This is a genomic window from Nocardia sp. NPDC056611 (genome assembly GCF_042792755.1).
In the GTDB taxonomy this organism is placed as follows: Bacteria; Actinomycetota; Actinomycetes; order Mycobacteriales; family Mycobacteriaceae; genus Nocardia.
Genome location: NZ_JBHTVV010000001.1, coordinates 31,181 through 47,118 on the forward strand (window position 1 = coordinate 31,181; position 15,938 = coordinate 47,118).

16 protein-coding genes are annotated in these 15,938 nt (G+C 68.2%); 7 read left to right on the top strand and 9 right to left on the bottom strand.

The window, feature by feature from the left end:
* Window positions 1-63 precede the first annotated feature (63 nt).
* The 8 genes from ACFRAQ_RS00165 to ramB form a co-directional block, all read right to left on the bottom strand.
* The gene (locus ACFRAQ_RS00165; RefSeq protein ID WP_379091956.1) at window positions 64-888 is read right to left on the bottom strand and encodes a GntR family transcriptional regulator; all 825 of its coding nucleotides are present in this window, start codon (window positions 886-888) and stop codon (window positions 64-66) included.
* Window positions 889-900: 12 nt separating this feature from the next.
* Entirely contained in the window at window positions 901-1,593 is a 693-nt protein-coding gene (gene urtE / locus ACFRAQ_RS00170; protein ID WP_357281988.1) for an urea ABC transporter ATP-binding subunit UrtE, read from the bottom strand.
* Window positions 1,577-2,443, bottom strand: a complete 867-nt coding sequence (gene urtD, locus ACFRAQ_RS00175; protein WP_379091959.1) for an urea ABC transporter ATP-binding protein UrtD — start codon at window positions 2,441-2,443, stop codon at window positions 1,577-1,579. Before urtD ends, urtE begins: the two co-directional genes overlap by 17 nt.
* Window positions 2,440-3,627, bottom strand: coding sequence for an urea ABC transporter permease subunit UrtC (urtC, locus tag ACFRAQ_RS00180; protein ID WP_379091962.1), 1,188 nt, complete (start codon window positions 3,625-3,627; stop codon window positions 2,440-2,442). The genes urtD and urtC overlap by 4 nt, the downstream gene beginning before the upstream one ends.
* On the bottom strand, window positions 3,624-4,511 hold the full coding sequence (gene urtB, locus ACFRAQ_RS00185; protein WP_379091965.1) for an urea ABC transporter permease subunit UrtB: 888 nt from the start codon (window positions 4,509-4,511) through the stop codon (window positions 3,624-3,626). Before urtB ends, urtC begins: the two co-directional genes overlap by 4 nt.
* A 244-nt stretch (window positions 4,512-4,755) precedes the next feature.
* Window positions 4,756-5,991, bottom strand: coding sequence for an urea ABC transporter substrate-binding protein (urtA, locus tag ACFRAQ_RS00190; protein WP_379095680.1), 1,236 nt, complete (start codon window positions 5,989-5,991; stop codon window positions 4,756-4,758).
* A 309-nt stretch (window positions 5,992-6,300) separates the two neighbouring features.
* Window positions 6,301-6,906, bottom strand: coding sequence for a hypothetical protein (locus ACFRAQ_RS00195; RefSeq protein WP_379091968.1), 606 nt, complete (start codon window positions 6,904-6,906; stop codon window positions 6,301-6,303).
* Between the two features lie 60 nt (window positions 6,907-6,966).
* Window positions 6,967-8,376, bottom strand: a complete 1,410-nt coding sequence (gene ramB / locus ACFRAQ_RS00200) for an acetate metabolism transcriptional regulator RamB (RefSeq protein ID WP_379091971.1) — start codon at window positions 8,374-8,376, stop codon at window positions 6,967-6,969.
* Between the two features lie 105 nt (window positions 8,377-8,481).
* Between ramB and ACFRAQ_RS00205 the strand changes: the two genes are divergently transcribed.
* Window positions 8,482-9,999 carry an ATP-dependent DNA ligase gene (locus ACFRAQ_RS00205; protein ID WP_379091974.1) on the top strand — a complete coding sequence of 506 codons (1,518 nt, stop codon included), beginning with the start codon at window positions 8,482-8,484 and terminating at the stop codon, window positions 9,997-9,999.
* Between the two features lie 288 nt (window positions 10,000-10,287).
* Here ACFRAQ_RS00205 and ACFRAQ_RS00210 read toward each other — a convergent pair whose 3' ends face one another.
* Complete coding sequence (locus tag ACFRAQ_RS00210) at window positions 10,288-10,728, bottom strand: DUF4254 domain-containing protein (RefSeq protein ID WP_379091977.1); 441 nt, start codon at window positions 10,726-10,728, stop codon at window positions 10,288-10,290.
* A gap of 116 nt (window positions 10,729-10,844) precedes the next feature.
* On the opposite strand from ACFRAQ_RS00210, the gene ACFRAQ_RS00215 reads away from it, so the two are divergent.
* From ACFRAQ_RS00215 to ACFRAQ_RS00240, 6 genes are all read left to right on the top strand, one after another.
* Window positions 10,845-11,777 (top strand): hexose kinase, encoded by a 933-nt coding sequence (locus tag ACFRAQ_RS00215; RefSeq protein WP_379091980.1) that lies wholly within the window; start codon window positions 10,845-10,847, stop codon window positions 11,775-11,777.
* 160 nt (window positions 11,778-11,937) lie between these two features.
* Window positions 11,938-12,291 carry a hypothetical protein gene (locus tag ACFRAQ_RS00220; RefSeq protein ID WP_379091983.1) on the top strand — a complete coding sequence of 118 codons (354 nt, stop codon included), beginning with the start codon at window positions 11,938-11,940 and terminating at the stop codon, window positions 12,289-12,291.
* Window positions 12,292-12,376: 85 nt separating this feature from the next.
* On the top strand, window positions 12,377-13,180 hold the full coding sequence (locus ACFRAQ_RS00225) for an ABC transporter ATP-binding protein (protein ID WP_357281969.1): 804 nt from the start codon (window positions 12,377-12,379) through the stop codon (window positions 13,178-13,180).
* Window positions 13,177-13,929 carry an ABC transporter permease gene (locus tag ACFRAQ_RS00230; RefSeq protein ID WP_379091986.1) on the top strand — a complete coding sequence of 251 codons (753 nt, stop codon included), beginning with the start codon at window positions 13,177-13,179 and terminating at the stop codon, window positions 13,927-13,929. Before ACFRAQ_RS00225 ends, ACFRAQ_RS00230 begins: the two co-directional genes overlap by 4 nt.
* A gap of 23 nt (window positions 13,930-13,952) precedes the next feature.
* Complete coding sequence (locus tag ACFRAQ_RS00235) at window positions 13,953-14,756, top strand: ABC transporter permease (RefSeq protein WP_379091989.1); 804 nt, start codon at window positions 13,953-13,955, stop codon at window positions 14,754-14,756.
* 79 nt (window positions 14,757-14,835) lie between these two features.
* Window positions 14,836-15,936, top strand: a complete 1,101-nt coding sequence (locus ACFRAQ_RS00240) for an ABC transporter substrate-binding protein (protein ID WP_379091992.1) — start codon at window positions 14,836-14,838, stop codon at window positions 15,934-15,936.
* The last annotated feature ends 2 nt before the right edge of the window (window positions 15,937-15,938 follow it).

Here is a 15,938-nt window from a genome sequence, read left to right on the forward strand (position 1 = left end):
CCGCCGTGCCCGGTGCGTCGCGACGCGTCCGCGCACCGGCCGGTCCGTGGCGGCTCGGTCGGTTCATTCCCGGACCGCGCGGGCGAGTCTGGTGAGTTCCACGGCGCGGCGAGCTCTGGTCAGGACGTGGGCGCGGGAGCTGGCCAAGTGGGCGAGCAGGGCGCGCAGGGCGGCGTCGAGCTCGTCCGCGAGCAGGTGTTCGGCGATGGCGATGTGGTCCTCGGCCATGGCGGCGATGCGGCCCGGGGTGGGGATGTCCAGGGCGCGCACGGGGCGCACGCGGGCCTGGACCGCCGAGAGTGCCTCGGCGAGCGCGGCATTGCCCGCGGCCAGCAGGACGGTGGTGTGGAAACGCTCGTCGGCGGTGATGAGGTCGGTGTCGGGTGCGGGCGGCTGGTCGCGCAGGTCCTTCCAGAATTCGAGTTCCCGCCGGACCGCGGCCGAGTCGAGAAGCACGCGGCCGTGTGATGGGGGCGCGGCGATGATGGTTCGCGACGCCGCCGGCGATGCCGAGGCGGCGGGGTCGGTCGCGACCGGTTCATCAGGTCCGGCCGGTTGGGCGGGCAGGGTGTCCGGGCAGCCGGACGCCGTGGTCTGCAGCCGCTGGATACCCCTGGCTTCCAGCACGATTCGGAGTTCGTAGAGGTCGCCCAGGTCGTCGACGCGGGGCCGGTACGGGTACAGGCCGTCGGGGTGACGTTCCAGCAGGCCGTCGGACAGCAGCCGGGCCAGCGCCTCCCGGACGGGGGTGCGGGAGACGCCGTACGCCTCGGCGAGTCGTTCCTCGCCGAGCCGCTCGGTGGGCACCAGCACCCCGGCCGCGAGATCCTGCTGGAGCGCGCGGTAGACCCGCTCCGACAACGGAATGCGCCCCCTGCGCGCGTTCACGCCGCTGTCCGATCAGATCGCCATGGCCAGGCGCACCGCGGATTCCGCGCCCGCACCGCCCTCCCCGGAGGACGTGACGCGGCCCGAGCGCAGCACGTAGAACTGCTGCGCGGCTTGCAGGGCGAAACCGATGTGCTGTTCCACCAGGAGCACGCTCAGGCCGCCGCGGGCGGTGAGATCGATTATGGTGCGCTCGATCTCGGCGACCACCGACGGCTGGATGCCTTCGGTCGGCTCGTCCAGGATCAGCAGCTTCGGTTCGGTGATGAGGGCGCGGGCGATGGCCAGCTGCTGGCGCTGACCGCCGGAGAGCAGTCCGGCTTTACGGGTCAACAGTTCCCGCAGCGCCGGGAACAGGTCCAGGGCTTCGGCGATGAGTTCCTTGCCCTTGGCCCGGCCGTCGGCCACCACCTGCAGGTTCTCCATTGTGGACAACTGTGGAAAACTCTGCTGCCCCTGCGGCACGTAGGCGATGCCGCGCTTGACCCGCCGCGACGGCGACATCTTGGTGATGTCCTCGCCGCCGAAGCGGATTTTCCCGGACTTGGCGGGCAGCAGTCCGACCGCCGCGCGCAGCAGCGAGGTCTTGCCGGCCCCGTTGTGACCCATGATGGCGGCCACGCCGTTGTCCGGAACCGTCAGGGACACACCGTGAATCACTTCGGTCCGGCCGTAGCCGGTGTGTAGGTCAACGAGTTCCAGCATTCGTGGCCTCCTTCGCCTCGTCCGATTCCTGCTCTGTGCCGGCGGCGGTGTGCTCCTCGGCGGGCGGCAGCTCACCGGCCGCGGCGGTGCCGAGGTAGACCTCCTGCACCTTCGGATCGGCCTGCACCTGCTCCACCGTGCCCTCGCTGAGCACCCGGCCGCCCGCGAGCACGGTCACCGAACTGGCGAACGCGCGCATGAAGTCCATGTCGTGCTCGACCACGATGACCACCCGCTCACCGCCGATGCGGCGCAACAGGTTTCCGGTCTCCTCGCGTTCCTCGGCGCTCATGCCCGCCACCGGTTCGTCCAGCAGCAGCACCGACGCGTTCTGCACCAGCAGCATGCCGATCTCCAGCCACTGCTTCTGGCCGTGCGCGAGCACGCCGGCGGGCTTGTCGCGCAGCGCGGTGAGCCCGGTCGTCTCCAGCGCCTGCTCGATGGCGGGCAGCACCGACTTGCGCCGTCGCAGCATGGTGAGCGCCGACCGTCCCGCGCCCGCCGCGATATCGAGGTTCTGCAGCACGGTGAGCTGTTCGAACACGCTCGCGGTCTGGAAGGTGCGGCCGACGCCCAGGCGCGCGATCTGATGCACCTTGCGGCCGATGAGCTCGGCGCCGGTCTTCTGCGCCGAACCGGTCGCGGGGACCAGTCCGGTGATGGCGTCGATGAGGGTGGTCTTGCCCGCGCCGTTGGGTCCGATGAGGAACCGCAGGTCGCCCTGCAGGACGGTGAGGTCCACGTCGGAGACGGCTTTGAAGCCGTCGAAACTGACCGAGAGGCCGCGGATCTCGAGGTATTCGCTGTCCATGCCGGCGTTGCCGCCGAGCTTCGGTGCGGGTGTGGTCATCGGGCTTCCACCTTCTGCTCGGCGGCGGGCTCGGCCTCGGCATGCGGCTGGGTGTCGGCCGCGGTGTCGGCGGCGGGTTCGGGTTCGGCGGGCGCCGGGGCGGTGTCGGCGGCCCCGGCAGGTCGCCACCGCTCCAGCAGCCGCTTGGCCATCGGCCCGAATCCGGCCAGCCCGGCCGGAATGAAACCGACCACCACGATGAACAGCGCACCCTGGAAGTAGGTCCACGCCGAGGGGAAGTTCTCGGAGAACGTCGTCTGCGCCCAGGCCACGCCGATCGCGCCCAGCACCGGCCCGAGCAGGGTGGTGCGGCCGCCGATGGCGACGCCGATCAGGAACGCGATGGACGGGACCACGCCGATGTCGGCGGGGGAGATGATCCCGACGATCGGGGTGAACAGCGCGCCCGCGATACCCGCGAAGAACGCGGCCACCACATAGGCGACGATCTTGATATTGGCCGGGTCGTAGCCGAGGAAACGAACCCGCTCCTCCTGATCACGCACGGCGATGAGGAGTTCGCCGTACCGGCTGTGCATCAGCTGCCGCGCCACCGCCACCACCGCGAGCAGCGTGGCCGCCGCGATGAAGAACAGCATGCGCCGGTTCACCGGATCGTCGAGGCGGAAGCCGAAGAACGAGCGGAAGTCGCTCAAACCGGTGAACCCGCCGATGGTCTGCTGCCCGGTGAGCAGGATCGCCAGCGCCGCCGCCAGCGCCTGGCTCAGGATCGCGAAGTACGCGCCCTTGACCCGGCGCTTGAAGACGCCGAAGCCGAGCACCGCCGCCAGCGCGGCCGGCAGCACCGCGATGGCCAGGATCGCCACCGGCGCGGATTCGAAAGGCCGCCAGTACGACGGCAGTTCGGGCACGCCGGCGATGACCATGAACTCCGGTACGTCCTCGTGCGCCTTGGCGGCGTCGGCCATCTGCAGGTGCATGGCCATGATGTACGCGCCGAGCCCGAAGAACACGCCCTGGCCGAGGGTGAGCATGCCGCCGCGGCCCCACGCCAGGCCGATGCCGACCGCGACGATGGCGAAGCACAGGAACTTGGCGAGCAGGCTCAGCCGGAAATCGCTGAGCAGCGCGGGCGCGAGCCCGAACAGCACGATGGCGGCGATGGCGAAGCCGCCCAGGGCTTTCAGCGAAGAGTGGGCGCTCAGGCGCTGGATGGTTGTCATGCCAGACTCCTCGTCCGGACGGTGAACAGACCCTGCGGGCGGACCTGCAGGAAGATCACGACCACGATGAAGACGATCACCTTCGCGACCGTCGCCGTGGTCGAGTACTCGATGAACGAGTTCAGCAGCCCCATACCGAAGGCCGCGATCACGGTGCCCTTGATCTGTCCCAGGCCGCCGATCACGACCACCAGGAACGCGTCCACCAGATACGACTGCCCGATGGTGGGGCTGGTGGAGCCGATCAGGGTCAGGGCGACACCGGCCACGGCAGCCAGTCCCGACCCGATGAAGAAGGTGCTGATGTCGGTGAGACGGGAAGAGACGCCGGAGGTTTCGGCCAGACTGCGGTTCTGCACCACCGCCCGGATGCGCCGGCCCAGCGGGGTCGTCTTGAGCGCGGTGGCCAGCGCGATCACCGCCACCACGGCCAGCACCATGATGAAGATGCGGGTCTTGGGCACCACGGTGCCCGCGATCCCGATGCCGCCGGTCAGCCATTCGGGCGCGACCACGTTCTTGGCTGGGGCGCCGAAGATGTCGCGCACCGCCTGCTGCAACACCAGCCCGACACCGAAGGTGACCAGCAGGGTGTCCAGCGGGCGGTCGTACATCCAGCGGATGAGCCCCATTTCCAGGGCGGCGCCCAGCAGACCGCCGACCAGGAAACCGGCGAACAATGACACGATCAGCGCCACGCCGGTCGCCGAGACCAGTTGCTCCACAACATAAGTGGTGTAACAACCGGCCATGATGAATTCGCCGTGCGCCATATTGATGACGCCCATCTGACCGAAGGTCAGTGACAGGCCCAGCGCGGCGAGCAGCAGGATCGAGCCCAGGCTCAGGCCCGTGAACAGCTGTCCGACAACGGCTGTGTTCAATGTGCCCTCCGCTTCGCTCCGGGCGGGTTCGCGGCCCTGGAGGTCTCGTTCTTCCCTCCCTGCGCTCCTCCGCTTCGCTCCCCCGCTCCGCTCAGTCCAGAACGAGACGGGCCGCGAACCATCGGGGCGGTGGACAGGGACTCTTTGGCGTTGTAATGCATGTTTTTTCAGCTTCTCTATCGGCCGCCGTACGGCTGGTGCGGTTTCGAACCGCACCAGCCGCCCCTCATCGGCGGTAGCCGAGCTACTTCAAGCCCTTGGCCCAGTCGTAGTTCTTCAGGTACGGGTCCGGCGCGATGGCCTTGCCCGAGTCCCACACGGTGTAGATGAGCCCGTCGGGGCGGATCTCGCCGATGCGGGCGGTCTTGGTGATGTGGTGGTTGGACCCGTCGATGGTGACGGTGCCCTCCGGGGCGTCGAAGCTGACACCGTCGGCGGCCTTCTGAATGTCGGCCACCGCGAACGACTTCGCCTTCTCGACGGTGTTCTTCCACAGGAAGACCGAGGTGTAGGCGGCCTCCATCGGGTCGGAGGTGGGCTTGTTGGCGCCGAACGCGGCCTTGTACGCGGAGACGAACGCCTTGTTCTGCGGGGTGTCGACGGTCTGGTAGTAGTTCCAGGCGGTCAGCTGGCCCGCGACGTTCTGCACGCCGACGCCGCCGACCTCCTCCTCGGCGATGGACACCGAGACCACCGGCATCTCGGCGGCTTTCAGGCCCGCGTTCGCGTACTCGCGGAAGAAGGCCACATTGGAGTCGCCGTTGAGGGTGTTGAACACCGCGCCCGCCTTGGCGCTGCGCACCTTGTTGACGATTGTGGAGAAATCGGTGGAGCCCAGCGGCGCGTAGTCCTCGCCCTTGATCTCGATGCCGTTGGCCTTGGCGTAGGCCTTGATCTCCCGGTTGGCGGTCTGCGGGAAGACGTAGTCCGAACCCACCAGGTAGAGGGAGGTGACGCCCTTCTGCTTCAGGTAGTCCAGCGCGGGGATGATCTGCTGGTTGGTGGTGGCGCCGGTGTAGAAGATGTTCTTCGAGTCCTCGAGGCCCTCGTACTGAACCGGGTAGTACAGCAGGGAGTTCAGCGATTCGAACTTGGGCTTCATGGCCTTGCGGGACGCGGAGGTCCAGCCGCCGAACACCGCGGCGACACAGTCGGAGCTGACCAGCTTCTCGGCCTTCTCGGCGAAGGTCTTCGGGTCCGACGCGCCGTCCTCGAGCACCACCTCGACCTTCTTGCCGAGCACCCCGCCCGCCGCGTTGATCTGATCCACCGCCAGCTTGGTGGCATTGGCGACGGTGACCTCGCTGATCGCCATGGTGCCGGTCAGCGAATGCAGCGAACCGATCTTGATGGTGTCCTTCGAGGTGTCCACGCAGGACTTGGCATTGGATCCGGACGCGGTGTCGCTGTCACGCGATCCACAGCCGGCGACCATGACGGCGGACAGCGCCAGCGCGGTCGGAATGGTGATCGCCTTCATCAGGCGGGAAGCCCTGTCCCGGCGGGAAGAGTCGTGCATCGGCGCATCCTTCGGTTCGCTTACGTATACAGCGGCTGTATTCGTGGAACGAAAGGTAAACGGGAGTTGTTGCGCCGGAATGACTCTCGATGAATGTCGGATTTCCTGTGTTGCCCGCTGATGAATTTCCGCTCACCGCAGTAGCTTCGCGATCGTGCGACGGCGGCATCGTTGCAGGTCAACAGGTATGAAACAGGCGAAAGCCGGTACCAGCGGAAGCTGGCACCGGCTCGAAAGCGATGGTGAGGTGAGGTTTACGGCTCGCAGCGGTCAGGAGCAGTACACCAGGCCGGTGTTCTGGTTGACCAAGAAGCACGGCCTGGTGGTGCTCGGCGTCCCGGAGCCGCTGATCCCGCCGATCATCGCGCCGAGCAGGATCCCGGCGGGTATCGCCATGAACCCGAAACCGAGGCTGATGACGGTGACCACGAGACCGAAGATGCCCCCGATGAGCGCGCCGGTCGCCGCGTTGGCGCTGCCGGTTTGGGCGGTGCCCTCCGCGACGGCGGTGGCGGTCGGGTGTGCGACCAGTGCGGCGCCGTCATCAGCGATGCTGGGGTTCAGCGAGAGCACCTGATCGGTGCCGTCGATGGTCACCGAGAGCGGCATCGTGGAAGTGACGATGCCGTTTCCGTCGAGGATGTTCACCGCGGTGTCGGTGAGCTGGAACGTGCCCCCGGTCAGGGTGGTGGTGACGGTCTTGTCCGCATCCGAGCGAACAATGGAGAAGCCCACGTCGTTCGCGTCCTGCGCGGCATGCTGGACGGAATGCGCCGTGGCCGGATCGAAGGTCGGCGCGCCGTAGGATGTGCCCCCCGTAATCGCCAGCGCGGCAATGGTGAGACCGGCCGTCGCGATAACCTGCTTGATATTCACGTCATCATGTTCGTACGGAATTCCGCGGGCGTTGCCCGCCCGGATAGGTCATCGAATCCGTCACTGAATGATGTACGGGGAGATGGAACTTCGGTGTTCGCTGATGTCCAGGGATTTGCCGAGGGGTGGGAAGGCGCGTTGGGGGCAGTTGGAGCGCTCGCATACCCGGCAGCCGGCGCCGATCGGAGTTGCCTTGGGCTCGTTGAGGTCCAGGCCGTCGGCGTAGACGGTGCGGCCGGCGTGGCGGAGTTCGCAGCCAAGGCCGATAGCGAAGGTTTTGCCGGGTTCGCCGTAGCGGGTGGCGCGGCGTTCCACGGTGCGGGCCACCCACAGGTATTTGCGGCCGTCGGGCATCTGGGCGATCTGGGTCATGATCTTCGCGGGGTAGGCGAAGGTCTCGTAGACATTCCACAGGGGGCAGGTGCCGCCGCTGGAGGAGAAGTGGAAACCGGTCGCGGACTGGCGTTTCGACATATTGCCGGCGCGGTCCACGCGGACGAAGGAGAACGGGACGCCGCGGAGTTTGGGGCGCTGCAGGGTGGACAGGCGGTGGCAGATGGTCTCGTAGCTCTGCGTGAAGAAGGCCGACAGGCGCTCGATGTCGTAGCGGAAGTCCTCGGCCACCTCGTGGAAATGGGTGTACGGCAGGACGGTCGCGGCCGCGAAATAGTTGGCCAGGCCCAATTTCGCCAGCACGATCGACTCCTGGCTGGAGAAATTGCCCTCGGCCACCAGCTTTTCGATGAGGTCGCCGCATTCCAGATAGGCGAGTTCGGCGGCGAGTTTGAAGACGCGCTGGCCGCCGGAGAGGTGGGGGGCGATCTCGAGGCGGCGGGCGATCGGGTCGAAGCGATGCAGGACGCCGTCGCCGAGGTCGATGCGTTCGACGATTTGGACACCGTGGGCGTCGGAGAGGCGGCGCGGGATCTCCCGTTTCAGGTCGCCGCCGTGGAAACGCATGCGATGCGTGAGTTCCTCGGCGGCGGTGTCCAATTCGTGAATGTAGTTCTGGCGCTGATAGAAGTAGTCGCGGACTTCCTCGTGCGGTTTCGAGATGGCGGCCGAACCGCTGCCGTCGGCGAACCGGTCCTCGGTGGCCGCGGCCAGCTGGGCGGTGGTGTTCCGATAGCGGCGGTGCATGTTCACCATGGCGCGCGCCAAACCCGGATGCGCGGACACCATTTCGGCGATCTCCTGCGCGTCGGCCTCCACCCCGAGTTCCTGATCCATCACGACCTCCTGGAGTTCGGCGATGAGCCGGGTGTCGTCCTGGGAGGAGAAGAAGCCGGCGTCGACGCCGAAGACTTCGCTGATGCGCAGCAATACCGGTACGGTGAGCGGGCGCACGTCGTGTTCGATCTGATTGAGATAGCTAGCCGAGATCTCGAGCTTCTTGGCCAGCGAGACCTGACTCAAACCGCGCTCGGTGCGCAGCTGCCGCAGCCGCGCTCCGACGTAAGTCTTGGCCATGCGCCCAGTTTATTGGCGAATTCACATCCCTGCCAATCGCAGGATTAGCAGACCCGTTGAGCAATGCATCACACCGATGTCGGTCGCCCGGGATACCGTCGGGAAATGCTCTTGTCCGAAGTGGTCGAAGCATCAGCCGCCGTGCGGGCGACATCGTCCCGCAAGAACAAGATCAATATCTTCGCCGAGCTGCTGAAACGGGCCGAGGTGGGGGAGTTGGCGCAGGTCGTGGCATGGCTGTCCGGCGAGCTGACCCAGGGCCGGATCGGCACCGGATGGCGAACGCTGACCGGGCTCGAGGTGGAGTCCGCGACCGTCCCCACCCTGGCCGTGGAAACTGTGGACAACTTCTTCGAGCAGCTTTCCGGGGTGAGCGGCTCCGGGTCGGCCGCCCGGCGGCAGGAGCTGCTGGCCACCCTGTTCGGGGCCGCCGTGCGGGACGAGCACGACTTCCTGATCCGCCTGCTCACCGGGGAGATGCGGCAGGGGGCGCTGACCGCCATCGTCGCCGAAGCCGTGGCCGTCGCCTTCGGCGTGCCGATCGCCGCGGTGCGGCGGGCGCACATGCTGTCCGGGCAGCTGCCGGTGACCGCGGTCGCGGCCCGCACCGGCGGGGCGGCGGCCCTGGAGGCGTTCCGGCTCCAGGTGGGGCGGGCCATCCAGCCCATGCTGGCCTCGCCCGGCGCCAGCCTCGAGGAGGCGGTGGCCGAATTCGACGGGCAGGTCAGTGTCGAGCACAAGATGGACGGCGCGCGCATCCAGGTGCACCGCGACGGCGACCAGGTGTGGGTGTTCACCCGCACCCTGCGCGAGATCACCGCGAGCGTTCCCGAATTGGTGGAACTGGTGCGGAAATTGGATTGCACCAGTGTCGTGCTCGATGGAGAAACCCTGGCGCTCAACGATTCCGGGCGGCCGCGGCCGTTCCAGGAGACGATGAGCCGCTTCGGCGCGACCGTCGCCCAGGAACTGCTGCTGCACCCGTATTTCTTCGACTGCCTGCATCTGAACGGGGAGGATCTGCTCGACGCGCCGTTGCGGGATCGCCGCCGGGCGCTCACCGAGGTGGCCGGGGGTCTCGGCATCCCGGCGCTCATCGCCCCCGATCCCGAACGCGCCGCCGAGTATTTCGACGGTGCGCTCGCCGCGGGGCACGAAGGCATCATGATCAAATCCCTGGACGCGCCGTATGCGGCGGGCCGTCGCGGGCGGGCCTGGCAGAAGATCAAACCCACCCACACCCTCGACCTGATCGTGCTGGGCGCGGAATGGGGCTACGGCCGCCGCACCGGCTATCTGTCGAATCTCCATCTGGGCGCGCGGGATCCGCAGGGCGGGCCGCCGATCATGGTCGGCAAGACGTTCAAGGGCCTCACCGATGCCCTGCTGCAATGGCAGACCAGTGAATTCCCCCGCCATGAACGCGATCGCGACGCGAATACCGTCTATCTCCATCCGGAACTGGTGGTCGAGATCGCGTTGGACGGAGTGCAGACCAGCCCCCGCTATTCCGGCGGAGTCGCCCTCCGCTTCGCCCGGGTCGTTCGGTATCGCCCCGACAAGGAACCCCGCCAGGCCGACACCATCGACACCATTCGGGCCCTGCTACCCGGGGCGAAATAGGGGCTTTCCCCCGAGAATCCCGAGAGCCGGTCCTCTCACAGGGGATTCACAGCTGAAACCTGGGTCGCTCCGAGATTCGTATCGCACGATTCGGTGGTCGAGCTTCGGCGGACGGTTGTCAGGTGACGGGTCGTCGCAGGAACTGCCACCGCATCTCCCACGCGGAATTCCCTGCACGCCCCGTGCCATCCGCCGGCTCGACGGTGGATTGCGCATGGTCCACCTTGTGGCCGGTGGTGCCCCGCCCCCTCGCCGGGCACCGCCGGCCGCGGTCATCTCTCGCGGCGGTCAGGATTCGTAGTCGTGGGTGCCGGTGAGGTTCGGCAGCCGGCGGCGGCCCGCCGCGAGTTCGCCCGCGAGATCCTCGTAGGCGATGGCCAATTCGGTGAGCCGCTGGGCGGCGTCGAGCGTGGCGGCGTCGGGCGACATGGCGAGGGACAGGTAGGCCAGCGCGGAGAACTGGGCCAGCCGGTCCACCACGGTGCCGACGGTCTCGGTGTGCAGGTGCGCGTCGCGGGCGGCCTTGGGCATCTCCGCCGCCACCCAGCAGTCGATGTCGTGCACCAGCCGGGCCCGGTCATGGTCGATGCGGTTGGTGCCATCGGCGGAGGTGAGCCGCCGCTCGTGCAGGTCCGCGAGTAATCCGGCGCAGCGCAGTACCGGATGGTTGTCGGGGGGCAGGCCGCGGCAGGCCTGCAGCAGGAGGTGTTTCGGCGGGAGCGGATGCACGGCCGACATCCTGCCCCTCGAATGTCTCCGAACGGCAACGACATTCGGTGCCACATTGCCGTCCAGGGGTTGCATCCGGTGCCGTGACGTGCCGTGATGGTGGAGTGATCGTCACCGTGACCATGAACCCCGCCTACGACATGACCTACCGGGTGGAGCATTTCGAGCGTGGTCGCGCGCATCGGGTGCACTCGGTGGACCAGCGGCTGGGCGGGCGTGGCATCAATGTCACGCGGGTGCTCAACCAGCTCGGCAAGTACGCCCGCGCCACCGGATTCTCGGATCACTCCTTCGCGGCCGCGGCGGAACTCGAGATGCCGGTCGACTTCGTGCACGCGCTGCCGTGGGTGCGGCGCACCGTGGTGATCAGTGAGTCCGACGACGGCACCGCGACCGCGCTGTGGGAGCCGGGGCCGCGGGTCACGGAGCCGCGCGCGGTGGATCAGTTGCGGGTGCGGGTGGCGGGGCTGCTGTCGGACATGAGCGGGCTGGTCATCTCCGGGTCGCTGCCGGGCGGGGTGAGCGCGGGGCTGCCCGCCGAGCTGGCCCGGACCGCCATCGCCCGGGGCGTGCCGACGGTCTGCGATTGTGACGGTCAGACACTGGAATTGGCGGCGCGGGTGCCGGGCATTGTGCTCACCCCGAATGTCGAGGAGCTGGAACGGCTGACCGGCCGCCCGGCGGGCACCGTTCCGGAGATCCTGGGGGCCGTGGATCCGCTGATCGCGGACGGTGTGGGCGCGGTGGTGGTGACCCGCGGCGGCGACGGCATGGTGGCGGTGACCCCGACCCGGGCCTGGACGGCCGCGCTGCCGAAGCCGCTGGCGGGCAACCCCACCGGGGCGGGGGACGCGGCGGTGGCTGCCATCATCGCGGCGCTGGCCGCCGAGGCCGCCCCCGACTGGCCGGCGCTGCTCGCCGACGCGGTCGCCACCTCGGCCGCGGCGGTGGTGATCCCGGTCGCGGGCGAGATCGACCGGGTGCTGCGGGACCGGCTGCTGCCCACCGTGCGGGTGCGGGAACTGGAGACGGTCGCGGTCCGGCCGTAGATCGCACCGTGCTCAACCACGGGCGGCGACGGCCGCGGCCGGGAAAACAGACCCGGCGGCGTGGTGGCCCGATCGGGGGATGACTCGGGGTTACGTTGGGGGAGTGTCGGACCTGGAGACTCAACCCGATCGAGGGTCGGGTGTCGGGAATGGATATCGCATGCCGCGGGTGGTGCGCGCGGCGCAGGTGCTCGCCGTGGGCATGGGCGTGCTGGGCGTGCTGTGCGTGGCGGCCTCGGGCTGGTTGATGGGTGCGAAGGCGGCCATCGTGACCGGGGTGCCGTTCGTCCCGGCGCTGCTGCTCGGGCTGGTGGGGTTGACCTTCCATTCCGAGGGCCAGGCGATCCGGGTCGGCGCGATCCTGGTGGCGGTTCTGAACATGTTCTGGACGGTGCCGTCGATCCTGGACGGTCGGCCGCCGGGTCCGCTGGGTCCGCTGGTGTCGCTGGCGGTGATCGTGCTGCTGTTCCGCCGCGAGGCGCGGGACTGGTTCGAGCCGTCGAGCTTCTGGTGAACGATCCGGCCGCACCGTAACAAGTCGGTCATCTCGTCCGTTCATTCGCAATCCGCCCGCAATTGCGGGCACCTACCGTGGCCTTATGAGTTCGGAAGTGGCCGCGGGGACGGGCATTCACATCAGCGGGCTGAGCAAGACCTTCCGGTCGGGGCGGCGGACGGTGGCCGCCCTGGACGCGGTGGATCTGCACACCGAACAGGGCGCGTTCCTGTCGCTGCTGGGACCCTCGGGCTGCGGCAAGTCCACGATCCTGCGCATCCTCGCGGATCTGGAGTCGCCGTCGGCGGGGACGGCGCGGATCAATGGCGAGACCCCGGCCGAGCTGCGGCGGCGGCATCAGTTCGGGATCGCCTTCCAGGATTCGGCGCTGTTGCCGTGGCGCAGTGTGGAATCCAATATCAAGCTGCCATTGCAGGTGGCGGGCCTGCCGGTGGACCGGGAGCTGATCGCGGACCTGATCGCGCTGGTCGGGCTGGAGGGCTTCGAGAAGAGCAAGCCCGCGCAGCTGTCCGGCGGTATGCGGCAACGGGTTTCGATCGCCCGCGCCCTGGTGGTGAAGCCGACCATCCTGCTGCTCGACGAACCGTTCGGCGCGCTCGACGACATGACCCGGCAGCGGCTGAACCTGGAACTGCTGCGCATCTGGACCGAGAAGCCCGCCACCACCCTGATGGTCACGCACGGCATCGCCGAGGCCGTCTTCCTCTCCGACGTGGTCGCGGTGATGAGCCCGCGGCCGGGCCGGGTGGTGGAGATCGTCGAGATCGATCTGCCGCGGCCGCGCACCCCGGAGATGATGCGCACCCCCGAATTCCACAAGCTGCACGACTATCTGTCGGAGCTGCTGTTCGGGCGCAGCGGGCACGGAGGGGTGGCGACGGAATGAACCGCCTGTCCCGAATCGGCGGCGCGGCGGGCATTCTCGTGCTGCTCCTGCTGTGGACCCTGCTGGCCGAGCTGCGCGTCGCGGGCGGCACGGTGCCCAGCCCGTGGACGGTGCTGCACACCATGTACACCGATGGCTGGGCGCTCTACGGGCCGAACTTCCGGATCACCGCGTGGGGCGCGCTGCAGGGCTTCGCGTGGGGGAACGGGCTGGCCATCGCGCTGGCGGTGCTGGTGGTGCTGATCCCGCCGATCGAAATGCTGGTCACCCAGCTGGCCATCCTCAGCTACTGCACGCCGCTGCTGGCGCTGGGGCCGATCATCCTGGTGGTGTTCGGCGGCCGCACACCCACGGTGTTCCTGGCGGCCATGTACTGCTTCTTCACCACCATGGTCGGGACGGTGTCGGGCCTGCGGTCGGCCGATCCCACCGGACTGGATCTGGTGCGCGCCTATGGCGGCGGACGCTGGCAGCGACTGTGGCGGGTGCAGCTGATCGCGGCGCTGCCGAACACCTTGGCGGCCTTGAAGATCGCCGCGCCGTCCGCGGTGCTGGGCGCGATCATCGGCGAGTACCTGGGCGGCGTGGACAGCGGCATCGGAGTGGCGCTGACCGCCGCGCAGACCGCCTACAACGTGCCGCGCACCTGGGGCATGGCGCTGGCCGCGGCCGCGCTGGCCGGGCTCGGCTACGCGATCGTGGCGCTGGCGGCCCGCATCGCGGTGCCGTGGACTCGGGCGGAGGCGTGATGCGGACGGCGACCGGAGGCGTGATGAGAACCCTGAACGCGCTGCGGCCGATCGGCAGATTCCTATTGCCGCTGCTGGTCTCGCTGATCCTGCTGGTGGCGCTGTGGTACGGCTTCCTGAAGCTGTATCCGCAGGTCGGGCTGGTCGGCAAGAGTCCGGGCGAGGTGTGGCGGTACCTGGTCACCGGGCCCACCTCCGAGTCCGCCCGCAAGGTCATCGTCGGTGAACTGCGGATCACGCTGCGGGACGCGGCGATCGGGTTCGGTTCGGGGATGGGTGCGGCGCTGCTGGTGGCCGCGGTGTTCGTGGGCGTCCCGGCGGTGGCGCAGGCGTTCATGCCGGTGGCCATGCTGCTGCGGTCGGTGCCGCTGGTCGCGATCACCCCGATCATCGTGCTGGTGTTCGGCCGCGGGCTGCTGGGCGTGACCGTCATGGCGGCGATCGTGGTGTTCTTCCCGGCGCTGGTGATGATCATGACCGGCTTGCGGTCCGCGCCCCGGCAGGCCACCGAACTCGTGGTGGCCTACGGGGGCTCGCATTGGACGGCCCTGCGCATGGTGGCGCTGCCCGCCGCGCTGCCGTCGGTGTTCGCGGCGGCGCGAATCTCGGTGCCGGGCGCGCTCATCGGGGCACTGCTCGGCGAATGGCTGGGCAGTGGAACAGGTTTGGGCGCGGGCCTGATCCGCGCGATTCCCACGTTCCAGTACAACCGGTTGTGGGCCTCGATCGCGCTGGTCACGGTGGTGTCGGTGGTGGCCTACGCGGTGGTCGGCGTATTGGAGAGCATGGTGCTGGCGCGGTTCTCGCCGCGCACCGGACGGGATTGAGCACACGAGTTAACGCGGCGCATACAAATACGTTGGTCAAAGCAAAAAATCGGAAATCGAAACCGCCTACATTCGCCGCATGAGTGGTTTGTTCCGGCCGGTTCCGGTCGCGCAGTTGTCCATGGGCCGTCGCTCCTTCTTCCGCTACGCCGGGCTGGCCGGTGCGGCGGTGAGCGGGGCCGGGGTGCTCGCCGCCTGCGGAAAGGACTCGTCGGGCGGCGGGAACGGCAGTGTCGCCGACGGTTCCAAGTTCGGGACCGTGGCGGTGCAGTTGTCCTGGCTGAAGAACATCGAATTCGCGGGGGAGTATTTCGCCGATTCCAAGGGCTATTACAAGGACGCCGGATTCGGGTCGGTGAATCTGATCGCGGGCGGCGCGGCCAGCACCTCGGTGGAGGCCGGGCTCGGCACCGGCAAGATCTGGATCGGCATGTCCGCGCCGCAGACCACCGCGCCCGCGATTCTGGAAGGTCTGCCCGCCAAGATCGTCGGCACCACGTATCAGAAGAACCCCTTCTGCATCGTGAGCGCCGCGAACAAGCCGATCCGCAGCCCGCAGGACATGAAGGGCCGCAAGATCGGGGTGCAGGACACCAATCAGCTCATCTTCAACGCGCTGCTCGCCGCCAACAACATGTCACCGGGCGACGTCACCGTGGTGCCCGCGCAATACGATCCGACGCCGCTGGCCAACGGCGAGGTGGACGGGTGGGTCAGCTACGCCACCAACGAGCCGATCACGCTGGCGTCCAAGGGTTTCCAGAACATCAACTTCCTGTTCGCCGACTTCGGGCTGCCGCTGGTCGCCGAGACTCTCACCGTGCACCAGAAGACCATCGACACCGAACGCGACAAGCTGAAGGCGTTCCTGATGGCGGAGGTGAAGGGCTGGAAGGACGCCGTCGCCAACCCGGGCGGGGGGGCGCGGCTGGCCGTCGAGGTGTACGGCAAGGACCAGCGCCTGGAACTGAAGGAACAATCACTGGAGGCGATGGCGCAGAACGATCTCGTGGTCTCCGCGAACACCAAGGCCAACGGCCTGTTCACCATGACCGACGAGCTCATCGCGCAGAATATCGCGGCGCTCGGCAAGTCGAAGATCGACATCAAGGCCGACCAGCTGTTCGACCTGTCGGTGCTGAAGGAGATGTTCGCCGAGCACCCGGAACTGAAGCAGTAGAC